This window comes from Thioclava sp. SK-1, assembly GCF_001705665.1.
In the GTDB taxonomy this organism is placed as follows: Bacteria; Pseudomonadota; Alphaproteobacteria; order Rhodobacterales; family Rhodobacteraceae; genus Thioclava.
This window is the reverse complement of sequence record NZ_MDHA01000069.1, coordinates 15,257-32,892: the sequence shown is the minus strand read 5'-3', so window position 1 is coordinate 32,892 and position 17,636 is coordinate 15,257. Positions and strand designations below refer to the sequence as shown.

22 protein-coding genes are annotated in these 17,636 nt (G+C 56.8%); 15 read left to right on the top strand and 7 right to left on the bottom strand.

Annotation, left to right across the window (positions count from 1 at the left end):
• Positions 1-183 precede the first annotated feature (183 nt).
• Positions 184-684, bottom strand: coding sequence for a dihydrofolate reductase (locus BFP70_RS16105; RefSeq protein WP_066012676.1), 501 nt, complete (start codon positions 682-684; stop codon positions 184-186).
• Between the two features lie 160 nt (positions 685-844).
• On the opposite strand from BFP70_RS16105, the gene pth reads away from it, so the two are divergent.
• Positions 845-1,579 carry an aminoacyl-tRNA hydrolase gene (pth, locus tag BFP70_RS16100; RefSeq protein WP_066012675.1) on the top strand — a complete coding sequence of 245 codons (735 nt, stop codon included), beginning with the start codon at positions 845-847 and terminating at the stop codon, positions 1,577-1,579.
• Positions 1,580-1,659: 80 nt separating this feature from the next.
• Here pth and BFP70_RS16095 read toward each other — a convergent pair whose 3' ends face one another.
• The 3 genes from BFP70_RS16095 to BFP70_RS16085 all read right to left on the bottom strand — a co-directional run bounded on the left by BFP70_RS16095 (position 1,660) and on the right by BFP70_RS16085 (position 4,830).
• The gene (locus BFP70_RS16095) at positions 1,660-2,094 is read right to left on the bottom strand and encodes a VOC family protein (protein WP_066012674.1); all 435 of its coding nucleotides are present in this window, start codon (positions 2,092-2,094) and stop codon (positions 1,660-1,662) included.
• A 104-nt stretch (positions 2,095-2,198) separates the two neighbouring features.
• Positions 2,199-3,611, bottom strand: coding sequence for a tetratricopeptide repeat protein (locus BFP70_RS16090; RefSeq protein ID WP_066012673.1), 1,413 nt, complete (start codon positions 3,609-3,611; stop codon positions 2,199-2,201).
• A 4-nt stretch (positions 3,612-3,615) separates the two neighbouring features.
• Positions 3,616-4,830, bottom strand: coding sequence for a hypothetical protein (locus BFP70_RS16085; RefSeq protein WP_066012672.1), 1,215 nt, complete (start codon positions 4,828-4,830; stop codon positions 3,616-3,618).
• Between the two features lie 339 nt (positions 4,831-5,169).
• Between BFP70_RS16085 and BFP70_RS16080 the strand changes: the two genes are divergently transcribed.
• Positions 5,170-6,066, top strand: a complete 897-nt coding sequence (locus BFP70_RS16080) for a thymidylate synthase (protein ID WP_066012671.1) — start codon at positions 5,170-5,172, stop codon at positions 6,064-6,066.
• Between the two features lie 88 nt (positions 6,067-6,154).
• On the opposite strand, the gene metF is transcribed toward BFP70_RS16080, so the two are convergent.
• Positions 6,155-7,021 (bottom strand): methylenetetrahydrofolate reductase [NAD(P)H], encoded by an 867-nt coding sequence (metF, locus tag BFP70_RS16075; protein ID WP_066012670.1) that lies wholly within the window; start codon positions 7,019-7,021, stop codon positions 6,155-6,157.
• Between the two features lie 92 nt (positions 7,022-7,113).
• Here metF and BFP70_RS16070 point away from each other — a divergent pair, with 92 nt between their 5' ends.
• The 3 genes from BFP70_RS16070 to BFP70_RS16060 all read left to right on the top strand — a co-directional run bounded on the left by BFP70_RS16070 (position 7,114) and on the right by BFP70_RS16060 (position 9,857).
• Positions 7,114-8,019, top strand: coding sequence for a LysR family transcriptional regulator (locus BFP70_RS16070; RefSeq protein WP_066012669.1), 906 nt, complete (start codon positions 7,114-7,116; stop codon positions 8,017-8,019).
• Between the two features lie 142 nt (positions 8,020-8,161).
• Positions 8,162-8,950: an inositol monophosphatase family protein gene (locus BFP70_RS16065; protein WP_066012668.1), complete on the top strand. Its 789-nt coding sequence runs from the start codon at positions 8,162-8,164 to the stop codon at positions 8,948-8,950.
• A gap of 190 nt (positions 8,951-9,140) precedes the next feature.
• Positions 9,141-9,857, top strand: coding sequence for a hypothetical protein (locus tag BFP70_RS16060; RefSeq protein ID WP_066012667.1), 717 nt, complete (start codon positions 9,141-9,143; stop codon positions 9,855-9,857).
• Positions 9,858-9,948: 91 nt separating this feature from the next.
• On the opposite strand, the gene ilvC is transcribed toward BFP70_RS16060, so the two are convergent.
• Positions 9,949-10,971, bottom strand: coding sequence for a ketol-acid reductoisomerase (ilvC, locus tag BFP70_RS16055; RefSeq protein WP_066012666.1), 1,023 nt, complete (start codon positions 10,969-10,971; stop codon positions 9,949-9,951).
• A 127-nt stretch (positions 10,972-11,098) separates the two neighbouring features.
• Between ilvC and BFP70_RS16050 the strand changes: the two genes are divergently transcribed.
• From BFP70_RS16050 to ureC, 8 genes are all read left to right on the top strand, one after another.
• Complete coding sequence (locus BFP70_RS16050; protein ID WP_066012665.1) at positions 11,099-11,557, top strand: Lrp/AsnC family transcriptional regulator; 459 nt, start codon at positions 11,099-11,101, stop codon at positions 11,555-11,557.
• A complete protein-coding gene (locus BFP70_RS16045) occupies positions 11,554-12,012 on the top strand; it encodes an Lrp/AsnC family transcriptional regulator (protein WP_066012664.1) in 459 nt (152 codons plus the stop codon). Before BFP70_RS16050 ends, BFP70_RS16045 begins: the two co-directional genes overlap by 4 nt.
• A 137-nt stretch (positions 12,013-12,149) precedes the next feature.
• Positions 12,150-12,971 (top strand): urease accessory protein UreD, encoded by an 822-nt coding sequence (locus tag BFP70_RS16040; RefSeq protein ID WP_141693238.1) that lies wholly within the window; start codon positions 12,150-12,152, stop codon positions 12,969-12,971.
• 16 nt (positions 12,972-12,987) lie between these two features.
• Positions 12,988-13,290: an urease subunit gamma gene (locus BFP70_RS16035; RefSeq protein ID WP_066012663.1), complete on the top strand. Its 303-nt coding sequence runs from the start codon at positions 12,988-12,990 to the stop codon at positions 13,288-13,290.
• Between the two features lie 26 nt (positions 13,291-13,316).
• Positions 13,317-13,535, top strand: a complete 219-nt coding sequence (locus BFP70_RS16030; protein ID WP_066012662.1) for a hypothetical protein — start codon at positions 13,317-13,319, stop codon at positions 13,533-13,535.
• The gene (locus BFP70_RS16025) at positions 13,532-13,837 is read left to right on the top strand and encodes an urease subunit beta (RefSeq protein WP_066012661.1); all 306 of its coding nucleotides are present in this window, start codon (positions 13,532-13,534) and stop codon (positions 13,835-13,837) included. The genes BFP70_RS16030 and BFP70_RS16025 overlap by 4 nt, the downstream gene beginning before the upstream one ends.
• Before the next feature lie 61 nt (positions 13,838-13,898).
• Positions 13,899-14,216: a hypothetical protein gene (locus tag BFP70_RS16020; RefSeq protein WP_066012660.1), complete on the top strand. Its 318-nt coding sequence runs from the start codon at positions 13,899-13,901 to the stop codon at positions 14,214-14,216.
• 39 nt (positions 14,217-14,255) lie between these two features.
• Positions 14,256-15,962, top strand: coding sequence for an urease subunit alpha (gene ureC / locus BFP70_RS16015; RefSeq protein WP_066012659.1), 1,707 nt, complete (start codon positions 14,256-14,258; stop codon positions 15,960-15,962).
• A gap of 38 nt (positions 15,963-16,000) precedes the next feature.
• Here ureC and BFP70_RS16010 read toward each other — a convergent pair whose 3' ends face one another.
• On the bottom strand, positions 16,001-16,357 hold the full coding sequence (locus tag BFP70_RS16010) for a hypothetical protein (protein WP_066012658.1): 357 nt from the start codon (positions 16,355-16,357) through the stop codon (positions 16,001-16,003).
• A gap of 89 nt (positions 16,358-16,446) precedes the next feature.
• On the opposite strand from BFP70_RS16010, the gene ureE reads away from it, so the two are divergent.
• Together ureE and BFP70_RS16000 are read left to right on the top strand one after the other, a co-directional pair.
• Positions 16,447-16,980 (top strand): urease accessory protein UreE, encoded by a 534-nt coding sequence (gene ureE, locus BFP70_RS16005; protein ID WP_066012657.1) that lies wholly within the window; start codon positions 16,447-16,449, stop codon positions 16,978-16,980.
• On the top strand, positions 16,973-17,614 hold the full coding sequence (locus BFP70_RS16000; protein ID WP_066012656.1) for an urease accessory protein UreF: 642 nt from the start codon (positions 16,973-16,975) through the stop codon (positions 17,612-17,614). The genes ureE and BFP70_RS16000 overlap by 8 nt, the downstream gene beginning before the upstream one ends.
• The last annotated feature ends 22 nt before the right edge of the window (positions 17,615-17,636 follow it).

The following is a 17,636-nucleotide window of genomic DNA, read 5'->3' as shown; positions in this document are numbered from 1 at the left end:
TTGTTGGCAGGTTGTTAATGTCTCCTTGCCATCTTGTGCCTACCGGCCTCAAGTGGTGGGCAAGGGGTGGCGGAGCCGGGTTGATGAGTATGTTTGTATCAGTGCCTGTGTAAGTGCTTTGGTTTTGAGTGCCGGCTTTGCCTTCTAACATGACGCGATTGGCCTGTTGGCCTTTCGCGCATGTCAGCGCGTTGCGAAGGGTGTCATGTCTTTGCGCACCAATTCCCGCAATGTGCAGGTCAACCGGTCATCGGGCAGGGTGCGCCGGGCCAGTTGTGTCCAGTCGGCTTCGTCAATTTCGGGAAAATAGGCGTCGGCCGCATCAATGGTCAGATCCACTTCGGTGATCATCAACCGCTGTGCCAATGGTAGCATCGCCTTGTAAATTCCTTCGCCGCCGATACCGTAAATTCGTTGATGGCCCTGCGCATGGCAGGCGGAAATCGCGCTTTTGATGTCTTGGAACACGTTCTCGGACAGGCTGGTGTCTTTGGACACGACGCAGTTGAACCTGTTTTTCAGCGGCTTGAATGGCAGGCTGTCCCATGTGTTACGGCCCATGATAATTGCCCCGCCCATGGTTTCGCGTTGAAACATCTTCAGGTCTTGTGGCGCATGCCACGGGATTTCATTGCCCTTGCCGATGGCTCCGTTGCGTGCACGTGCGACGATCAATGTAATCATGGGGCATCTTTCATTTTTTGGCAGGCTCAGTGCTATTGCTTTGGGTCGGACCTCGCAAGGGGTGGCAATCGGCGGGTAAGGCTCTTTCCCCTTGCACCGCCATATCCTATCCCATTATCTGGGCGCAGGCCCATGACTGCGATGACACAGGAGCAAGGCGATGCAACTCTGGGTGGGGCTTGGAAATCCGGGCGCGAAATATGCGGGAAACCGTCATAACATAGGGTTCATGGCGCTGGATCAGATTGCGGTGGATCACGGTTTTGCCCCGTTTCGCAGTAAGTTTCATGGGCAGTTGAGCGAAGGCCGCTTGGGGTCACAACGTATCGCGCTGTTGAAACCTGATACATTTATGAACCTGTCGGGGCAGGCTGTGCGTGCGGCGGTGGATTTTTATAAGCTGACGCCGGATGCGATTACCGTGTTCCATGACGAGCTGGATCTGGCACCCGGAAAATGCCGGGTAAAACAAGGTGGCGGGCACGCTGGGCATAATGGTTTGCGCTCTATCCATGGGCATATTGGGCCCGAATATCAGCGCGTTCGGCTGGGGATTGGCCATCCCGGACATAAGGACCGTGTTGCCGCCTATGTGCTGGGGGATTTCGCCAAGGCGGAGGCCACAATGCTGGATGATTTGATGCGCGGCTTGTCGGACGGTGCGCCTGCACTGGCGGCGGGTGACAGTGCCAAGTTTCTGAACGCGGTCAGCCTGCGTGTTGCGCCGCCGCGCAGCTCCACAGGGACACGGCCACAGGGTAAGCCTGTGCCCCAGGCTGCAGCGCCCTCTGACGCACCCATGGGCAAGGCCACGCCTGCGGCCAAAGCCGACGCTGTGCCGCAGGCGGATGCGCGCAGCCCATTGCAGCGTCTGGCCGATAAGTTTAGCAAATGAAAACGGCCCCGATCGGGGGCCGCAGATCGTTGCACTGCGCCAATGCTTTTTGGGTGCGCGGGCTGGATTTTTGACGCGGCTTACCAGCTGCCGGTGTTTTCCATGCTTGCCCAAGGTTCTGCCGGGGGCAGTGCGTCCCCCATTTGCAGCAGCTCAATCGACACATTGTCAGGGGAGCGGACAAAGGCCATATGACCATCGCGTGGCGGACGATTGATCGTCACACCTGCCGCTTGCAGCTGCGCGCAAAGCTCGTAGATATTTTCGACCTTATACGCCAGATGGCCGAAATGGCGGCTGTCAGATGGCAAGCCGGTATCGCCATCCCAATTATAGGTCAGCTCGACATCGGCGCGGCCATCCTCTTGTCCGGGTGGGCACAGGAACACCAATGTAAATCGGCCCTTTTCATTTTCAATCCGGCGCCGTTCAACCAGACCCAGAAGCTTGAAAAACGCGATGGTCTTGTCCAGATCCAGCACGCGCACCATTGTATGCAAATATTCGATCTTCATAGCATTTTCCTTTTTGTCAGGATCCAGGCGGCACATGGTAGGCCACCACCGATCCAGTTCGCGGCAAACGGTAGCGCATCGGTTGCCGACGGCAACCCCCGTTGTCAGAACGCCGAACGCAACCCGACGGAAACACCCAGACTTTCGCTTTCATACAGCGGCACATCCGCAATGGATTTGCGCGCATTCAAGGTGACAACCGGGACATAGCCAAAATAATCTACCTGGGAGAATGTTGCGCTTAGATGCGCGTCGGCAGAGGTGTCGCTTTGCCCGTCTCGCATGAACGGAAAGTCAGGATGCATACGATGGGTCAGGCCAAGGCCCAGATCCAATGAAACGCCTTTTACCGGTGCCCCTAGGCGATAGCCAAGATCCAGCGCGACCTGACGATAGTTCAATGTTTCGCCTGTGCTGTCGCTGTCCAGAACTGTCAGGCCAAGGCTGAGCAGGTCTTTGCTATCGGTCAGGTGGCTCCATGTCAGGCTGGCTTGCAGCCGGTCGACATCAGAGCGCGTGCCAAGCCCCTTTTGATGTTCGGTCACGCCGCGTAGGTGCAAAATGTCGCGTGGGGCAATGCGTTGGCCCAATCCGGCATCCAGACGTGCGAAATCATACAGCCCATCACCGCCATACCAACTGCGCCCGGCACGGCCCGCGATACGATAATCACGTGTGTTCGGCTGCAACGTGCCGCGATGTTCCAACCCAATGGCCACGCTGCCAAAGGCGAAATCGGCGCCCGAGACATCTTCCGCCTTGCGCTTGGCGTCCGATGACAAGGCATAGCTGCGATAATCGGCCCCAAACAGGGCAGAGGTTTCCGACTGCGCGTGCCGTGCCAGACGGTAGGACAGATCCGCCCCCACTGATCCGGCCACGCCAGACAGTGGCAGGCCAGATCCACTGGGCTGCACCGCAAAGGGCAGATCATCAGGTTGCCATGCCTCGGCAGAGCCATTGTTCAGGTTGGAGGTGGGCATGATCGCAAAGCGCAGGTTGACTGACAGCGGATTGCGTTCGCGCATCCGGCCGAATTCGGTGCGGGCGATTGCCTTCAGCATCGGTTCAGGGGAATGTTCTGCGGCCCGGCGCAGCCACAGCTGGCCCCGGGTGTAATTGCCCCCAGCGTTCAGGGCCTGGGCCATCGTATAGGCCGCAAGGTATTTCTGCCCGTCGCTATCTGCCTGATCCCAGGCACGCCCCGCGGCATCGCGCCCGGCGTCCAGTTCCCCCAATTCGGCCTGCGCGCGTGATAACACCAAAAGCGCATCAAAATCCTGTGCATCGGCCTGTAACAACCCCTGCGCGATTGCGCGGGCGGCACGGTATTGCTTTGCCTCCAGCAAGGAGCGTGCGTAATCGCGTGCCTGCGCACGGGTCAGGCGCTGTGGCGTGTCTGACCCGGCCTGCGTTGGAGATTGTGCATAGGCATTGGAAGGGGGCAGCGCCGCAGCACAAAGCACCGCCGCAAACATCGCGGCGGTGCAGCTGGCAATGCGCGCAAATCGCGGCATTCGCTTACTCCGTGACTTGTTCAGAGATCGCCACACCCAATTCGCGCGCGGTTTCATCCGATTGGAACACCTGACTGTCCAGAGATGTGGATTGCGAGGTCACGGTCACATTGCTTGGCACGGTCAATGTTGCGGCCAATGTCCCGACGCTTTCGCCCGCTTCAACCCGGGTTTGCACGGTATCCGCGCCAATTTGCTCCAGTGCAGAAACGGTGCCAGAGATCGGTGTGTCTACGACGATAGGCTGGCCGGATTGGTCGATCCCGGCGACAGGCTGCGTGCCCTCCCATTTGATGACCTCATAATAGACCTCTTGCATCTCGGCCGGGCCGGTGATGTTGACCAAAGCGCCCATGCTTGTGCCATCGTCACCCGCAATCATACCCTGATAGCTGCCACTGTCTTGCACCGTGACCGTCGAGGCATTCGGCAGATAAGAGGTCGCTGTGCCGCCCTCAAACCGTCCGGTATCGGTCTCAAATGTTACGGTTTCCAGCTGCACATTAGGCAATGCGCGTTTGCTAACCCCATCGGTGGTCTGACGCGCGCGGTTTGATATCGTGCCCATCACGGTACCCTGTTGCCCGCTGTCGGGATCCACGTCCAGGATGTCCAGCGCAAGGTTGATATCGCCTGTCACAAATTCCAGCCCGGTCTTACCGTTGAAGGTCCGCGTGGCGGCATAGGTCCCGATATAAATATATTCACCGATATTCGTGCCAGAATCGCCTGCTGGCAGGGCAAATGTATTGCGCTGCAGCTTGGCACCGGCAAAGCCCGCGTTTTGCCAGTCCGAGCTGGCGGCGCTCATGGCTTCCATATCGTCATTGCTGATAAAGACAGCGTAGTAATCCAAGATCCCCTTGGTCGGAATACCGCCGATAGAGCTTTGACGGCTGGCATAAATCGGCACGCCGTTAAATTCACCCCTGCGATCATAGGTCATGTCTGGCCCGTCATAGGGCAGGTTGTTGATCACCAATGTATCGGTTGTATCGTCATATTCGACGGAATTCAGCGTTAAACTTGCGCTTTCGTCGAATAAGAACATCGCGTTGTCAGTGTTCGGGTCAGTGCTATCTACCGTTGTCGGCGTTTCATCCGTGCTTTCGCTGGTTTCTTCTGTGGTTTCGTCTTCAGGTTGGATCACGGCAGAGCCGCTGCAACCTGCCAGCCCAAGCGCCAACAGCGCCGTCAAAGGGAGCGCAAATCTCGACATTGTTATTTTCTTTCTGTGGTCCTGCCTGGGGGGAAGGCTCCTGTATAGGTCACGGAAAGTCAATTATCCGGCATAGTCTGGTTAACGCTTTCCGCCGATGGCGTGCCATCGCTGCGACACTGCGCGGGGGTGAATGCCGGATATGGTAAGAAGCGCAAAATGATCCGCGATATGTAGGGATGTGCAAAGTTAAACTTATCGATGTGGTTGGCGACGCTTTTGTGCGTTGGTATGTGTCCTTGCCTGTCCGTTGAGCGTCAGTCCCAGCCAGTGAAAGGTTGTGCCGCGCGGGCGAATCCGCCACATAGAGGAGCAGATTTTTTGACGGGAGATCGTGCGATGCGCCATCCAGAATATCAGTATCTTGACCTGATGGATCGGGTCTTGACCAGCGGGGATGAGCGGGTCGACCGGACCGGGGTTGGTACCCGGTCTGTCTTTGGGGCCATGGTCCGGTTTGACCTGTCTGGTGGGCAGGTGCCCATTCTGACCACCAAACGGGTGTATTGGAAAACGGCTGTAAAAGAGATGCTGTGGTTTTTGACCGGTGGCACGAATATCCAGCCTTTGCTGCGCGAAAATGTTCGCATCTGGAGCGACTGGCCCCTTGCGGCCTATCGCCGTGAAAGCGGCGAGGATATCTCGCAAGAGGCATTCGAGGCGCGGATCGTAGCCGATGATGCCTTTGCCGCGAAATGGGGGGAGCTGGGCCCGGTTTACGGCAAACAGTGGCGCCGTTGGATGGGGGCGGATGGGCAAGAATATGATCAGATCGCCACGCTGGTGCAAACTCTGCGGGAAAACCCGTCAAGCCGCCGGATGCTGTTTCATGGCTGGAATGTCGCAGAGCTGGGTGGAATGGCGCTGCCGCCCTGCCATATGGTGTATCAATATCATGTCACCTCGGATGGCCGGCTCAATTGCCTGATGTTCCAACGCTCGGTCGATTTGCTGTTGGGGGCGCCGTTCAATTATGTAGGCGCTGTCGCGCTTCAGCTGATGCTGGCGCAACAAGCCGGGCTGACGCCGGGCGAATTCATCTGGGCAGGTGGGGACGTGCATCTGTATCTGAACCATCTGGATCAGGCGCGCGAACAAATGTCACGTGCGCCGCGCACGTTCCCCACGATGCAGCTTGCGCGCAAGCCCGACAGTATCGACGGTTACAAAATCGAAGATTTTGTTGTGGATGGCTATGCGCCGCATGCTGCGATTAAGGCCGATGTTGCGGTGTAATCATCTGCAATGAAATTAAAAACGCCCCGAAAACCGTTTCATGCGGACATCGGGGCGTTTGCTGTTTTAAGCGTCGATGACCTATGGATCAGGCCACATCTTCCAAGCTGGCGCGCGGCGTGATGCCAAGCGCATGGCAGACATCGCGGGTCATGTTCGGGCGGTTTAGCGTGTAAAATTGCAAATCCTCGACACCGCCCTGGATCAGCGTATCGCAAAGCTCGGTGCACAGCGCGGTTGCCAGAAGCTGCTCTCGGTCATCGCGCACAGCGGCTTCAAAGGCTTCTTCCAGATGCGCGGGGATCTTGGTGCCACAGGATTGCGCAAACCGTTTCGTGCCTTTCCAGGATTGGATCGGCAAGATGCCCGGTATGATCTTGGCATTCACGCCTTCTTTTTCGCAAAGATCGCGGAAGCGGAAGAACGTGTCTGCTTCAAAGAAGAACTGAGTGATGGCCGATGTCGCGCCCGCTTCTACCTTGCGCTTCAGCCAGCGTACATCTGCCAATGTATCGGCACTTTCGGGATGTGGTTCGGGATAGGCACCGCAACGGATGTTGAAACGCCCATCTTTGGCCAGGGCTTCGATCAGATCGATCGAGGTCTGAAACCCATCCTTATGTGCCGTAAAGTTTTCCTGACCTTTGGGCGGATCACCACGAAGGGCCACCAATTCGGTCACGCCGGCCTCGGCATAGGAATTGACGATCTCCATCGTTTCTTCCTTGGAGGCGTTTACGCAGGTCAAATGGGCCGCAACATTGACGCCATAGTTCTTGCCGATGGTTGTTACGGCCTCATGTGTCAGTTTGCGGGTTGTGCCGCCCGCACCATAGGTGACCGAAACGAATTTGGGTTGCAGCGGCGCCAGAACACGCACCGTCTCCCATAGGCGAAACGACGCCTCCAGCGACTGCGGCGGAAAAAATTCAAAGCTGATATTTGGCGTGCTCATGGCATGATCCTTTTGTTCGTCCCTCTTGTGCCTGAAACTGCGATGTGAAACAAACTCATAATCTTCAAGATCAACATGAGCCCGGCAACAAGATGCATCTCGAACTTCGGCACCTGCGCACTATTAAGGCAATTCATGATTCAGGCGGGCTGGCCCGTGCGGCGGGTCAATTGCACATAACACAAAGCGCCCTGTCGCACCAGATCAAGGGGCTGGAGGATCAAGCGGGCATGGAATTATTCGTGCGCCGTTCACGTCCGATGAAATTGTCGGCTGCCGGACAAAAGTTGCTGCGCCTGGCAGAGAAAATCTTGCCAGAGGTTGCCGCAACCGAGGCAGAGTTCCGCGCCATTGAGGATGGTCGCGCCGGACGGCTGCATATCGCGATTGAATGCCACGCATGTTATGATTGGTTGTTCCCGGTGTTAGAGCAGTTCCGCCGCGCCTGGCCCGATGTGGATATAGATATCCGTCCCGGGCTGGCCTTTGGCGCCCTGCCTGCACTGGACCGGGAGGAGGTGGATCTGGTGATTTCTTCCGACCCTGAAAAGCTGGATGGGATCACGTTTAACCCGCTATTTGATTATTCACCCACTTTTATCGCGGCGGCGAACAGTCCATTGGCAGGGCGGAAATTTGTCACGGCAGAAGATTTTGCGGATCAAACGCTGATCACCTATCCCATTGATCGCGCACGCTCAGATATCTATTCGCAAGTGTTGATCCCAGCCGGGATTGAACCGGCGGCGCGCCGTCAGGTGGAATTGACTGCGGTGATTTTGATGTTGGTGGCTTCGGGGCGCGGTGTGTCGGTGCTGCCCGATTGGGTGCTGCGCGAGGCGAAATATCAACCTGATTATATCACCCGTCCTGTGACCGAACACGGGCTGACCAAACGCCTGTATGCCGCCACCCGCAGCGATGATGCAACAGCCCCCTATATGGCGCATTTCCTGCGATTGGCACGCAGCGAACCGGTCAAGCTGCAACGTGCTTAGGCCGTGCGGCGCGGGTTTTGGCGGGGAACACACCGCCCAACCGGCATTACTTAAGCATTATCGCATAATCCAAGGTGTAAAACTCTTGGATTCCCGCGGCTGACGGTGTAACCGAACGCCTTGAATCTAAGGAGCCCTCCGCATGCAAGGCACTGCCAATCTCAATTTGATGATCAAGACTGCCCGTAAGGCGGGTCGTGCGCTCGTGAAGGACTTCCGCGAAGTCGAGAACCTTCAGGTGTCTTCCAAAGGTCCGGGGGATTTCGTGACCCGCGCCGACCGCGAAGCGGAGCAAATCATCAAAGAAGATCTGCAAGCCGCACGCCCATCCTATGGGTGGCTGGGGGAAGAAACCGGTGAGGAAGCCGGGGCAGACCCAACGCGGCGCTGGATCGTGGATCCGCTGGATGGCACGACAAATTTTTTGCACGGTATGCCGCATTGGGCCGTGTCCATCGCCTTGGAGCATAAGGGTGAAATCATCGCGGGTGTCATTTTCGATGCCGCCAAAGATGAGATGTTTTTTGCCGAAAAAGGCTTTGGCGCATTTATGAATGAGACGCGCCTGCGCGTTTCGGGGCGTCGCAACATGATCGAATCCGTGTTTGCCTGTGGCGTGCCTTTCGCTGGAAAATCCACCCTTCCGGCGACGTTGAAAGATTTTGCCAAGCTGATGCCGGTATGTGCGGGCGTGCGGCGTTGGGGTGCAGCCTCGCTGGACTTGGCTTATGTTGCAGCAGGCCGTTACGAAGGCTACTGGGAGCGTGAGATCAACCCGTGGGATATCGCCGCAGGTCTGGTGATCGTAAAAGAGGCCGGTGGCTTTGTTGGCCCGGTGCGCGAAGGCCGTGATATCTTTGAATCGAAATCTGTGATTGCAACCAATGGCGAGATGTTCGACCCGCTTGCCAAGATCATCCGCTCGGTCTGATTGGGCTACAGTTTTTGATCTGACTATAATCGAACACAAATTGGAGCCGTCGGACCCGGGGTCCGGCGGTTTTTTGCATTTTAGAACAAAAATAGAACAACCTTAGATTGATTTAATCTTTTGTTCACCGCGTTCGCGCAATGTTCCCCTGCGTCAAGTGGGCGTTGGCCCCGAAATCGGAGGATTGCAGATGGCGGAAATGTATCAAGATGCGAAATGGATGGCAGTGGGCGCAGCGGCGCGTCATGCCACCGTTGACCGACGTTTGCAGCGCGTCGTTCAGGCGATTGTTCAAATCGCTGCTGCGGCGCGTGATATTGCTGTTTGCGAGATGGCAGAGATCGCCGCTCTTGGTCGAATTGACGCGTTGCGGGCCACTTTGGTTGCGGTCGAGACCGAGCTGGCGATGATGCATAGCACCGACGCCGGTCTGGAAGGGAATGTGGCTACGCTTTGGGATGATTTGATCGAACACGAACAAAGCCTTCCCGTTGAATTGGCGCATCAAGCAGATCAACGCGACGCCGCATCCGATCGGCTGGCCGCAGCACGGCGTGACCTAAGCTGTTGTCTGAGCGAATTAAATCGATTTTGTGCACCGGATCTTCTGCCAGATGCTTATTCGGACCTGTTTGATAGTGCGGGGGTTGATTTGCACGCTGGATGGCGTGGGTTGATGGATGCTGTCGATACCTGTCAGGCGCGTCGTGCCGAAGATATTATTCGTACAGCGCGTGCGGAGGCAAAGGCGCGTGCTGCAGGTGCGGCCTTGCCCGATCCAAGAAGTGCCAGGTTCCACATGACCCAACCCGAAAGTTGGGCGGCATTTTGCGCGTGGCGGTTGATCCCTTCTGTGGATTTGGGGGAGGGACCTTTGCTGGTTGGTCATGCGCAGCGCGTTGCCTGACGGGCGTGGTCGCTGGGCGGGCAGATCACAAAGGGCATGCAAAAAGGCGCCCGATGGGGGCGCCTTTTCTTGAAGCAAAGGAAAGGGGCGCTTAGTTGCGCTCTTTGTCCACCATTTTGCCCGCGGAAATCCACGGCATCATCGCGCGCAGTTTTTCACCGACTTTTTCGATCTGGTGTTCATCATTGATGCGGCGCGTTGCTTTAAACGACGGCTGACCAACTGCGTTTTCGACCATAAAGTCCCGTACAAATTTACCGGTCTGAATGTCGGTCAGAACGTCTTTCATACGCTGTTTGGTTTCTGCGTAGGGAAGGACGCGTGGGCCAGAAACATATTCACCATATTCCGCGGTGTTCGAGATCGAATAGTTCATGTTCGCGATGCCGCCTTCATAGATCAGGTCGACGATCAGCTTGGTTTCATGCAAGCATTCGAAATAGGCCATCTCAGGCTCGTAACCTGCTTCGACCAGCGTTTCAAAGCCGCAACGGATCAATTCAACGATGCCGCCGCACAGAACCGCTTGCTCACCAAACAGGTCGGTTTCGCATTCCTGACGGAAGTTGGTCTCGATGATTCCCGAACGGCCGCCACCGATGGCGGAGCAATAGGACAGGGCGATATCTTGCGCTTTGCCCGACGCATCGTTTTCAACGGCGAACAGGCAGGGCACGCCGCCGCCTTTGGTGTATTCGCCACGCACGGTGTGGCCCGGGCCTTTGGGGGCCATCATGATGATGTCAACGCCGGCTTTGGGTTCGATCAAGCCGAAATGAACGTTCAGGCCGTGTGCGAATGCGATGGCCGAACCTTCTTTCAGGTTGTCATGGACGTATTTCTTATAGGTTTCTGCCTGAAGCTCGTCGGGCATCGTGAACATGATCACATCGCACCATGCTGCCGCTTCTGCGATACCCATGACCTGCAGGCCTTCGGCTTCACATTTTTTCGCGGAGGGCGATCCTTCGCGCAGGGCAACAACGATGTTTTTCGCACCGGAGTCGCGCAGGTTCAGCGCATGCGCGTGGCCTTGGCTGCCGTAGCCCAAGATCGCGACTTTTTTCTCTTTGATCAGGTTCACATCGCAATCGCGATCATAAAACACACGCATGTTTTTTCCTCCAGATAGGTTACAACGGTAAATTACGGATTTTATTGCCATGACGCGTTCTTTTATTGAGTTATTTTCCGATTTGAGAGAAAATGTATTCGCAATAAAATGATTATTTGGATAATTCATGCCAATAGATGATACAGACCGCAGGATTTTGCGCCATATGCTGGCGGATCCCACTTTGCCAAATGCCGATTTGGCACAGCTTGCCGGGGTGACGGCAGCGACCTGCTGGCGGCGGATTGAAAAAATGCGCAGTGATGGCGTGATTGAGGGGGTTCGCGCCAAGATCAATTGGCGTGCCTTGGGGTGGGAGGTCGAAGTATCGCTGCGCTTCGTGCTGGATAAGACCAATCCGCGGGCTTTTGATGAATTTTTGGAGGCGGCCCGCGCTGTTCCAGAAGTGATTGAAATTCAGACGTTTCTTGGACAAACGGATGCGCGGTTGAATGTCATCGCGCGCGATATGGCGCATTATCAAACAATCTATCGGACGCAGATTTTGACCCTTCCGCATATACAAGAAACCGACGCGTTGATGTTGATCGGTTGGGTGAAAGACACGTCGGAGCTGCCACTATGATTGCGCTGGATGACTTGGATCGGGCGATTTTGCGTGCGCTGGCAGCGGATGCATCGCAAAATGCCGGAGCGCTTGGGCGGCGGTTAAACCTGTCGCAACCAGCCTGCTGGCGGCGGGTCAAGCGGCTTGAGGATGCAGGGATCATTGCCGGCAAGCGGCTGGATCTGGACCGCGCGGCGCTTGGCTTTGGCGTTTCTGTGTTTTTGGGGATCAAACTGGCGACTCGTGGTCGTGTCAGTTTGGAGGATTTTGAACGCGCGGCCCGTGCGATTCCAGAAGTTCAGGTAATTCAGCATGTTCTGGGGCAATTCGATTACCGAATGCGGGTTACGGCGCGCGATATTTCTGATTTCGAGCGTGTGCTGCGCAGGCGTGTTATGACCTTGCCTGGCGTTGGCCATGTGGAAGCGAATGTGGTTCTGTCCGAAGATCGCCGCTTGGGGCCGCTTGGTTAGCGTTTGCCCATTTATGCGCCGTTGCGTCTATTTTTTACTCATATTAAGGAGGGGATTTGGCTGCCGTCACGGCATAGGCTATGCAGATCATGGACCTTTGCCCGTGCACCCGTTTTCATGCCCGCAAGAGGAGCCCAATGTTCGACACGCGCATATCATCGTCACACGGTCAGATTTTGCAACGCAGCCATGGTGCTGCGATGGTGCGCTTTCGCGCGGGTCGCTTGTGCGGATTACGACAGCAGGGCTCGGCCAAGGCGATCCTGCCACGGGTTGGCATGGTCCCTGAAGTGGTGTTTTTAAATACGTCCGGCGGGCTGACATCAGGGGATACCCTGTCTTATCAAGCAGATATCGAAAACGGTCGAATGGTTGCGACCACGCAGGCCGCGGAACGGGCCTATCGTGCAGATGGCGGGGCTGCGCGGGTCACGGTGGATCACCGCGTTGGTCCCGGTGGTTGGCTGGATTGGCTTCCGCAAGAGACGATCTTATTTGATCACGCACAACTTGACCGGAAAACCATGATCGAACTGGACGCCGATGCCGGCTGCCTGATGTTGGAGGCGGTGGTGTTGGGCCGCCACGCGATGGGAGAAGTCGTTGAAACATTAGGGTTTTCCGATCGCCGTGAGATTCGCAGGGCAGGACAACCAGTGATGATTGAGCCGCTGTCGCTGACTCAGCCTGTTTTGGCGCGCACCGATTCCGTTGCTCTGCATGGCACGGCGCGTGCACTGGCGACTATGGTGCTTTGCGCCCAAGGGGCAGAGGATGCGGTGGGCGCTGCGCGCGCGGTTTTGACAGAACCTGGCGTTGAAGGTGCTGCATCGGGCTTCGACGGAAAGTGCGTTATTAGACTTTTGGCGCGTGACAATTGGCCATTGCGCAAGCAAATTTTGCGTTTGATGGGCGCGTTGCGCCAGGGGGCTGTGCCCCCGCGCGTGTGGCAGATTTAAAGAAACGAGGGACATAATGAACCTGACCCCCCGTGAACGGGAAAAGCTGATGGTCAGCCTGGCGGCGATGGTGGCGCGTGGGCGTCTGGATCGCGGTGTGAAGCTGAACCACCCTGAAGCCATTGCTATCATTTCAGATTTCGTCGTAGAGGGCGCGCGTGAAGGCCGCTCGGTTGCGGATCTGATGGAGGCGGGCGCCGAGGTGATCACAGCAGATCAATGTATGGATGGTATCGCGCAGATGATCCATTCGATCCAGGTCGAAGCCACATTTCCTGATGGCACCAAATTGGTGACCGTTCATCATCCCATCCGTTAATTGTGCCGAAAAGAAAGGCTTATTCGATGAAAACGCTTCTTTCCGCTGTTGCTGTCAGCGTCATTCCGGCGGTGGCATTGGCGCATGCCGATCACAGCCATGACGCGCTGACCACAGGCCATATTCTACATTCCCCCTTCCATATTGCGCTGATCGTCGCTGCCGTGGTGGGCGTGGCGGTGGTGGGCCGCATGGTACTGCGTGAACGCCGCGCTGCACGCGCCCGGCAGGAGACGAGCAAGTGATCCCGGGCGAGGTCTTTCCCGCGGAAGGCGATTTGATATTGAATGCGGAGCTGGAGGCGATCACAGTGATGGTTGCCAATACGGGCGATCGTCCGATCCAGGTGGGCAGCCACTATCATTTCGCAGAAACCAATCCCGGGCTTGAATTCGACCGTGCTGCGGCGCGCGGCTATCGGTTGGATATTGCGGCGGGCACGGCGGTGCGGTTTGAACCTGGTCAATCGCGCGAGGTCCAGTTGGTCCCATATCGTGGTGGACGGCGTGTCTTTGGGTTTAATCAAAATGTTATGGGCGACCTTTAACCAGTTGTATGTGTTGGTATTTCACAAAATGTCTCAGCCAAATTAAAAGGATGAACTGATTATGCCTGCACCTATGAACCCCTATGATGGTCTGCGCCTGTGGTTTGATTTCGCCCGTATGTCGATGGAAGCGCAATCGGTGATTGCGATGCGCGTCGCGGGAATGGCGGGTTTTTGGTCCGTTACACCCAGCGAGAATATGCGAATGGTGACCGAAAAACAGCAAGCTGCGGTGGCAGCCATGGGGGCAATGTCGCAGGCCATGCTTTCTGGAAAATCCATGGATAAAATTGCCAGCGCAGGCCTGCGTCCGGTGGGCCGCAAGACGGCTGCAAATGTAAAACGGCTGGGCAAACGTGGTCCGAGCCTGCCTAAATAAGACAATTCGCGCCTGTGGCGCATCCGACAGGAGAAAACGATGCCTGCGAAAATTTCCCGCGCGACCTATGCCGATATGTTTGGCCCCACAGTGGGTGACAAGGTGCGATTGGCCGATACAGACCTGATTATCGAGGTTGAACGCGACCTGACCACCTATGGCGAAGAGGTCAAGTTCGGCGGCGGCAAAGTGATCCGCGACGGGATGGGGCAATCGCAGATCAGTCGGGCCGGTGGCGCCGTTGACACTGTGATCACAAACGCGCTGATCGTGGACCACACCGGGATTTACAAGGCAGATGTGGGTCTGAAGAATGGACGGATTTGTGCGATTGGCAAGGCTGGCAATCCTGATACACAGCCCGGCGTGGATATTATCATCGGTCCGCCCACCGAGGTGATCGCAGGTGAAGGCAAGATTCTGACGGCCGGGGGAATGGATGCACACATACACTTTATCTGCCCGCAGCAGCTAGAGGATGCGCTGGCCTCTGGCATGACAACGATGCTGGGCGGCGGGACCGGCCCTGCACATGGCACATTGGCCACCACATGCACGCCGGGGCCGTGGCATATCAGTCGGATGTTGCAGGCGTTTGAAGCCTTTCCGATGAATCTGGCACTGTCGGGAAAGGGTAATGCCTCACAGCCAGAGGCGCTGGTGGAGATGGTCGATGCCGGTGCCTGTGCGATGAAACTACACGAGGATTGGGGCACGACCCCGGGCGCGATTGATTGTTGTCTGTCGGTGGCAGATGACATGGATGTGCAGGTGATGATCCACACCGATACGCTTAACGAATCCGGGTTTGTGGAAAATACACTCGCCGCGATCAAGGGCCGCACGATCCACGCGTTTCATACCGAAGGGGCAGGGGGCGGCCACGCGCCTGATATCTTGAAGGTCGTGTCGGAACCCAATGTGATCCCATCGTCGACCAACCCCACCCGGCCCTATACCGGAAACACGATTGAAGAGCATTTGGATATGCTGATGGTCTGTCACCATCTGGATAATAAAGTGCCCGAAGATGTGGCCTTTGCCGAAAGCCGTATCCGTAAAGAAACCATCGCGGCCGAAGATATCTTGCATGACATGGGTGCGATGTCGATCATCAGCTCGGACAGTCAGGCGATGGGGCGCGTGGGCGAAGTTATCATCCGTTGCTGGCAGACCGCGGATAAGATGAAGAAACAACGGGGACGCTTGGCCGAAGAAACCGGCGCGAATGACAATATGCGCGTGCGGCGCTTTATTGCGAAATATACGATTAACCCTGCGATTTGCCATGGGATTTCGCAGCATATCGGCTCAATTGAGGTAGGAAAACGTGCTGATCTGGTGCTGTGGAATCCGGCGTTCTTTGGCGCCAAACCTGAAATGGTGTTGATGGGCGGTATGATTGTCAGCGCGCAGATGGGCGATCCCAACGGATCAATCCCGGCGCAGCCCTTCTATACCCGCAATATGTTTGGGGCATATGGTAAGGCGCTGGCATCGGTTTCGGCCACGTTTGTGTCGCAGGCGGCGCAGGCCAATGGTGTCAAAGCGGCCTTGGGGCTGGAGAAAGAGGTGCTGGCGGTTCAAGGCACGCGCGGGATCGGCAAAGCGCAGATGATCCACAATGCCGCAACGCCAAAAATCGAAGTGCATCCCGAAACCTATGAGGTGCGCGCAGATGGCGAGCTGCTGACTTGTGAACCGGCGACCAGCCTGCCCTTGGCGCAGCGTTATTTTCTCTACTGACGCAGGGGTGAATGTTACGCAAATTTAATGCCTGCGTGTCAATGCGCGCGCATGCCAGCAAACAATCGCGCCCTTGGCGCGGCCGGTTTCGCGCTTTGCGTGGTGGTGGTTTTGGGCGTATCCATTGGACCCAGCGCGGATTTCTTACGCAATGTGAGCGTGCGCGTGACCTTTTCGCGGGTATAGGCCGGATTATGGCGGATATCGTCAGGCAGCAGGCGCGGATCGAAAATGTTTTGGCGATGCGTCACCAGCTCCACCTTATTCCAGCGGCCGATCTTAGGCATATCGGCATCGGTCAGCCACGCTTCCCTCAGCTCCGCTTCGCGGGCTTTCAGACGTTGAATTTCGGCGCGAATTTCGGCCAGCTCATCAGCGGGGGATTTAACAAACATGGATCAGGTTCCAAGCGACTGCGATGCGATAGATTAGGCGGGCGTTGATTAACAAATCCCCAAACGGGTTTAGGAAAGATGATGTAACGATGGAAAAATTGCAGCAGGCGGTAAAAATTTTGCCCAGCGAACAGGCTGGGCCGGCGGCAGGGCAGGTATCTTTGGATTACGAGGGTCGGTTTTTGCGCCGCAAACGGTTGACCGCCGATACAGGCGAGAGCTTTCTGGTGAACTTACCCGAAACGACGAATCTGACCGGCGGCGAGGCATTTGTTCTGGACGACGGGCGCCAGATTGGCGTGACCTGTGCGGCAGAGCCAGTGGTCATCGTTCAGGGCGATTTGGCGCGCTTGGCTTGGCATATCGGCAATCGGCATACGCCCTGCCAGATCGGTGTAGACCGTTTGGTGATCCGCCAAGACCATGTTTTAGAAGCGATGTTACAGGGTTTGGGCGCAAAGTTAACGCGTCAGGCTGCGCCGTTTCAACCCGAAGGCGGCGCCTATGGGATGGGCCGCACGATGGGGCACGACCACGGTCACAGTCATGACCACAGCCACAGCCACCACGATCATTCTCATTCGCACAGCCATGATCATGGCCACACGCATTCACATGACTGAAACAACCGCGCTGTTGTCGTTGGTGCAATGGATGTCACCGGCATTCCCCACTGGGGCCTTCGCCTATAGCCACGGGTTGGAACACACCATTGGCGCTGGCGAATTGGCCAGCGAAGCGCAGCTGACGCAATGGTTGAGCGATGTGTTGACCTATGGCGCGGGCTGGTCGGATGCCGTGCTTCTGGCGTGTGGGCTGCGCGGGGATGATTTGGACGCGCTGGGGCAAATCGCGCGTGCCTTGGCGCCCAGTGCAGAGAGGCTGTCTGAAACGATGCAGCAAGGTGAGGCGTTTCAAAAGGCACGGGCGGCGATGTTGGGCACTGATTTGGGGCCGCCGCTTGCTCTACCATTGGCAGTGGCGCAGGGGGCGCGCGAGCTTGACCTGACTGCTGCGCAGATCATTGCGGTCTATCTGCACGGGTTTGCATCTAACCTGACCTCGGCTGCGGTGCGGTTTGTCCCGCTGGGACAGGCACAGGGCCAGCGCGCTTTGGCGGCACAACATGAGCGGATTGCAGATATTGCAGCCCGCGCGGCTGTGGCGCAGACGGAAGACATCACGCAATCCGCCTTTCGCGCGGATATGGCCGCGATGTTGCATGAAACGATGGATGTGCGTCTGTTCAAGACCTGATCAGATGCGGCTGTAGGAGGCA

Coding starts and splice junctions, on each gene's coding strand:
- BFP70_RS16070 (WP_066012669.1), top strand. CDS start 7,114: ATGCATCTCGAACTTCGGCACCTGCGCACTATTAAGGCAATTCATGAT.
- BFP70_RS16040 (WP_141693238.1), top strand. CDS start 12,150: ATGTTCGACACGCGCATATCATCGTCACACGGTCAGATTTTGCAACGC.
- BFP70_RS16030 (WP_066012662.1), top strand. CDS start 13,317: ATGAAAACGCTTCTTTCCGCTGTTGCTGTCAGCGTCATTCCGGCGGTG.
- BFP70_RS16000 (WP_066012656.1), top strand. CDS start 16,973: ATGACTGAAACAACCGCGCTGTTGTCGTTGGTGCAATGGATGTCACCG.
- BFP70_RS16095 (WP_066012674.1), bottom strand. CDS start 2,094: ATGAAGATCGAATATTTGCATACAATGGTGCGCGTGCTGGATCTGGAC.
- ureE (WP_066012657.1), top strand. CDS start 16,447: ATGGAAAAATTGCAGCAGGCGGTAAAAATTTTGCCCAGCGAACAGGCT.
- BFP70_RS16090 (WP_066012673.1), bottom strand. CDS start 3,611: ATGCCGCGATTTGCGCGCATTGCCAGCTGCACCGCCGCGATGTTTGCG.
- BFP70_RS16105 (WP_066012676.1), bottom strand. CDS start 684: ATGATTACATTGATCGTCGCACGTGCACGCAACGGAGCCATCGGCAAG.
- ureC (WP_066012659.1), top strand. CDS start 14,256: ATGCCTGCGAAAATTTCCCGCGCGACCTATGCCGATATGTTTGGCCCC.
- BFP70_RS16065 (WP_066012668.1), top strand. CDS start 8,162: ATGCAAGGCACTGCCAATCTCAATTTGATGATCAAGACTGCCCGTAAG.
- BFP70_RS16080 (WP_066012671.1), top strand. CDS start 5,170: ATGCGCCATCCAGAATATCAGTATCTTGACCTGATGGATCGGGTCTTG.
- BFP70_RS16035 (WP_066012663.1), top strand. CDS start 12,988: ATGAACCTGACCCCCCGTGAACGGGAAAAGCTGATGGTCAGCCTGGCG.
- ilvC (WP_066012666.1), bottom strand. CDS start 10,971: ATGCGTGTGTTTTATGATCGCGATTGCGATGTGAACCTGATCAAAGAG.
- BFP70_RS16020 (WP_066012660.1), top strand. CDS start 13,899: ATGCCTGCACCTATGAACCCCTATGATGGTCTGCGCCTGTGGTTTGAT.
- BFP70_RS16045 (WP_066012664.1), top strand. CDS start 11,554: ATGATTGCGCTGGATGACTTGGATCGGGCGATTTTGCGTGCGCTGGCA.
- BFP70_RS16050 (WP_066012665.1), top strand. CDS start 11,099: ATGCCAATAGATGATACAGACCGCAGGATTTTGCGCCATATGCTGGCG.
- pth (WP_066012675.1), top strand. CDS start 845: ATGCAACTCTGGGTGGGGCTTGGAAATCCGGGCGCGAAATATGCGGGA.
- BFP70_RS16085 (WP_066012672.1), bottom strand. CDS start 4,830: ATGTCGAGATTTGCGCTCCCTTTGACGGCGCTGTTGGCGCTTGGGCTG.
- BFP70_RS16010 (WP_066012658.1), bottom strand. CDS start 16,357: ATGTTTGTTAAATCCCCCGCTGATGAGCTGGCCGAAATTCGCGCCGAA.
- metF (WP_066012670.1), bottom strand. CDS start 7,021: ATGAGCACGCCAAATATCAGCTTTGAATTTTTTCCGCCGCAGTCGCTG.
- BFP70_RS16060 (WP_066012667.1), top strand. CDS start 9,141: ATGGCGGAAATGTATCAAGATGCGAAATGGATGGCAGTGGGCGCAGCG.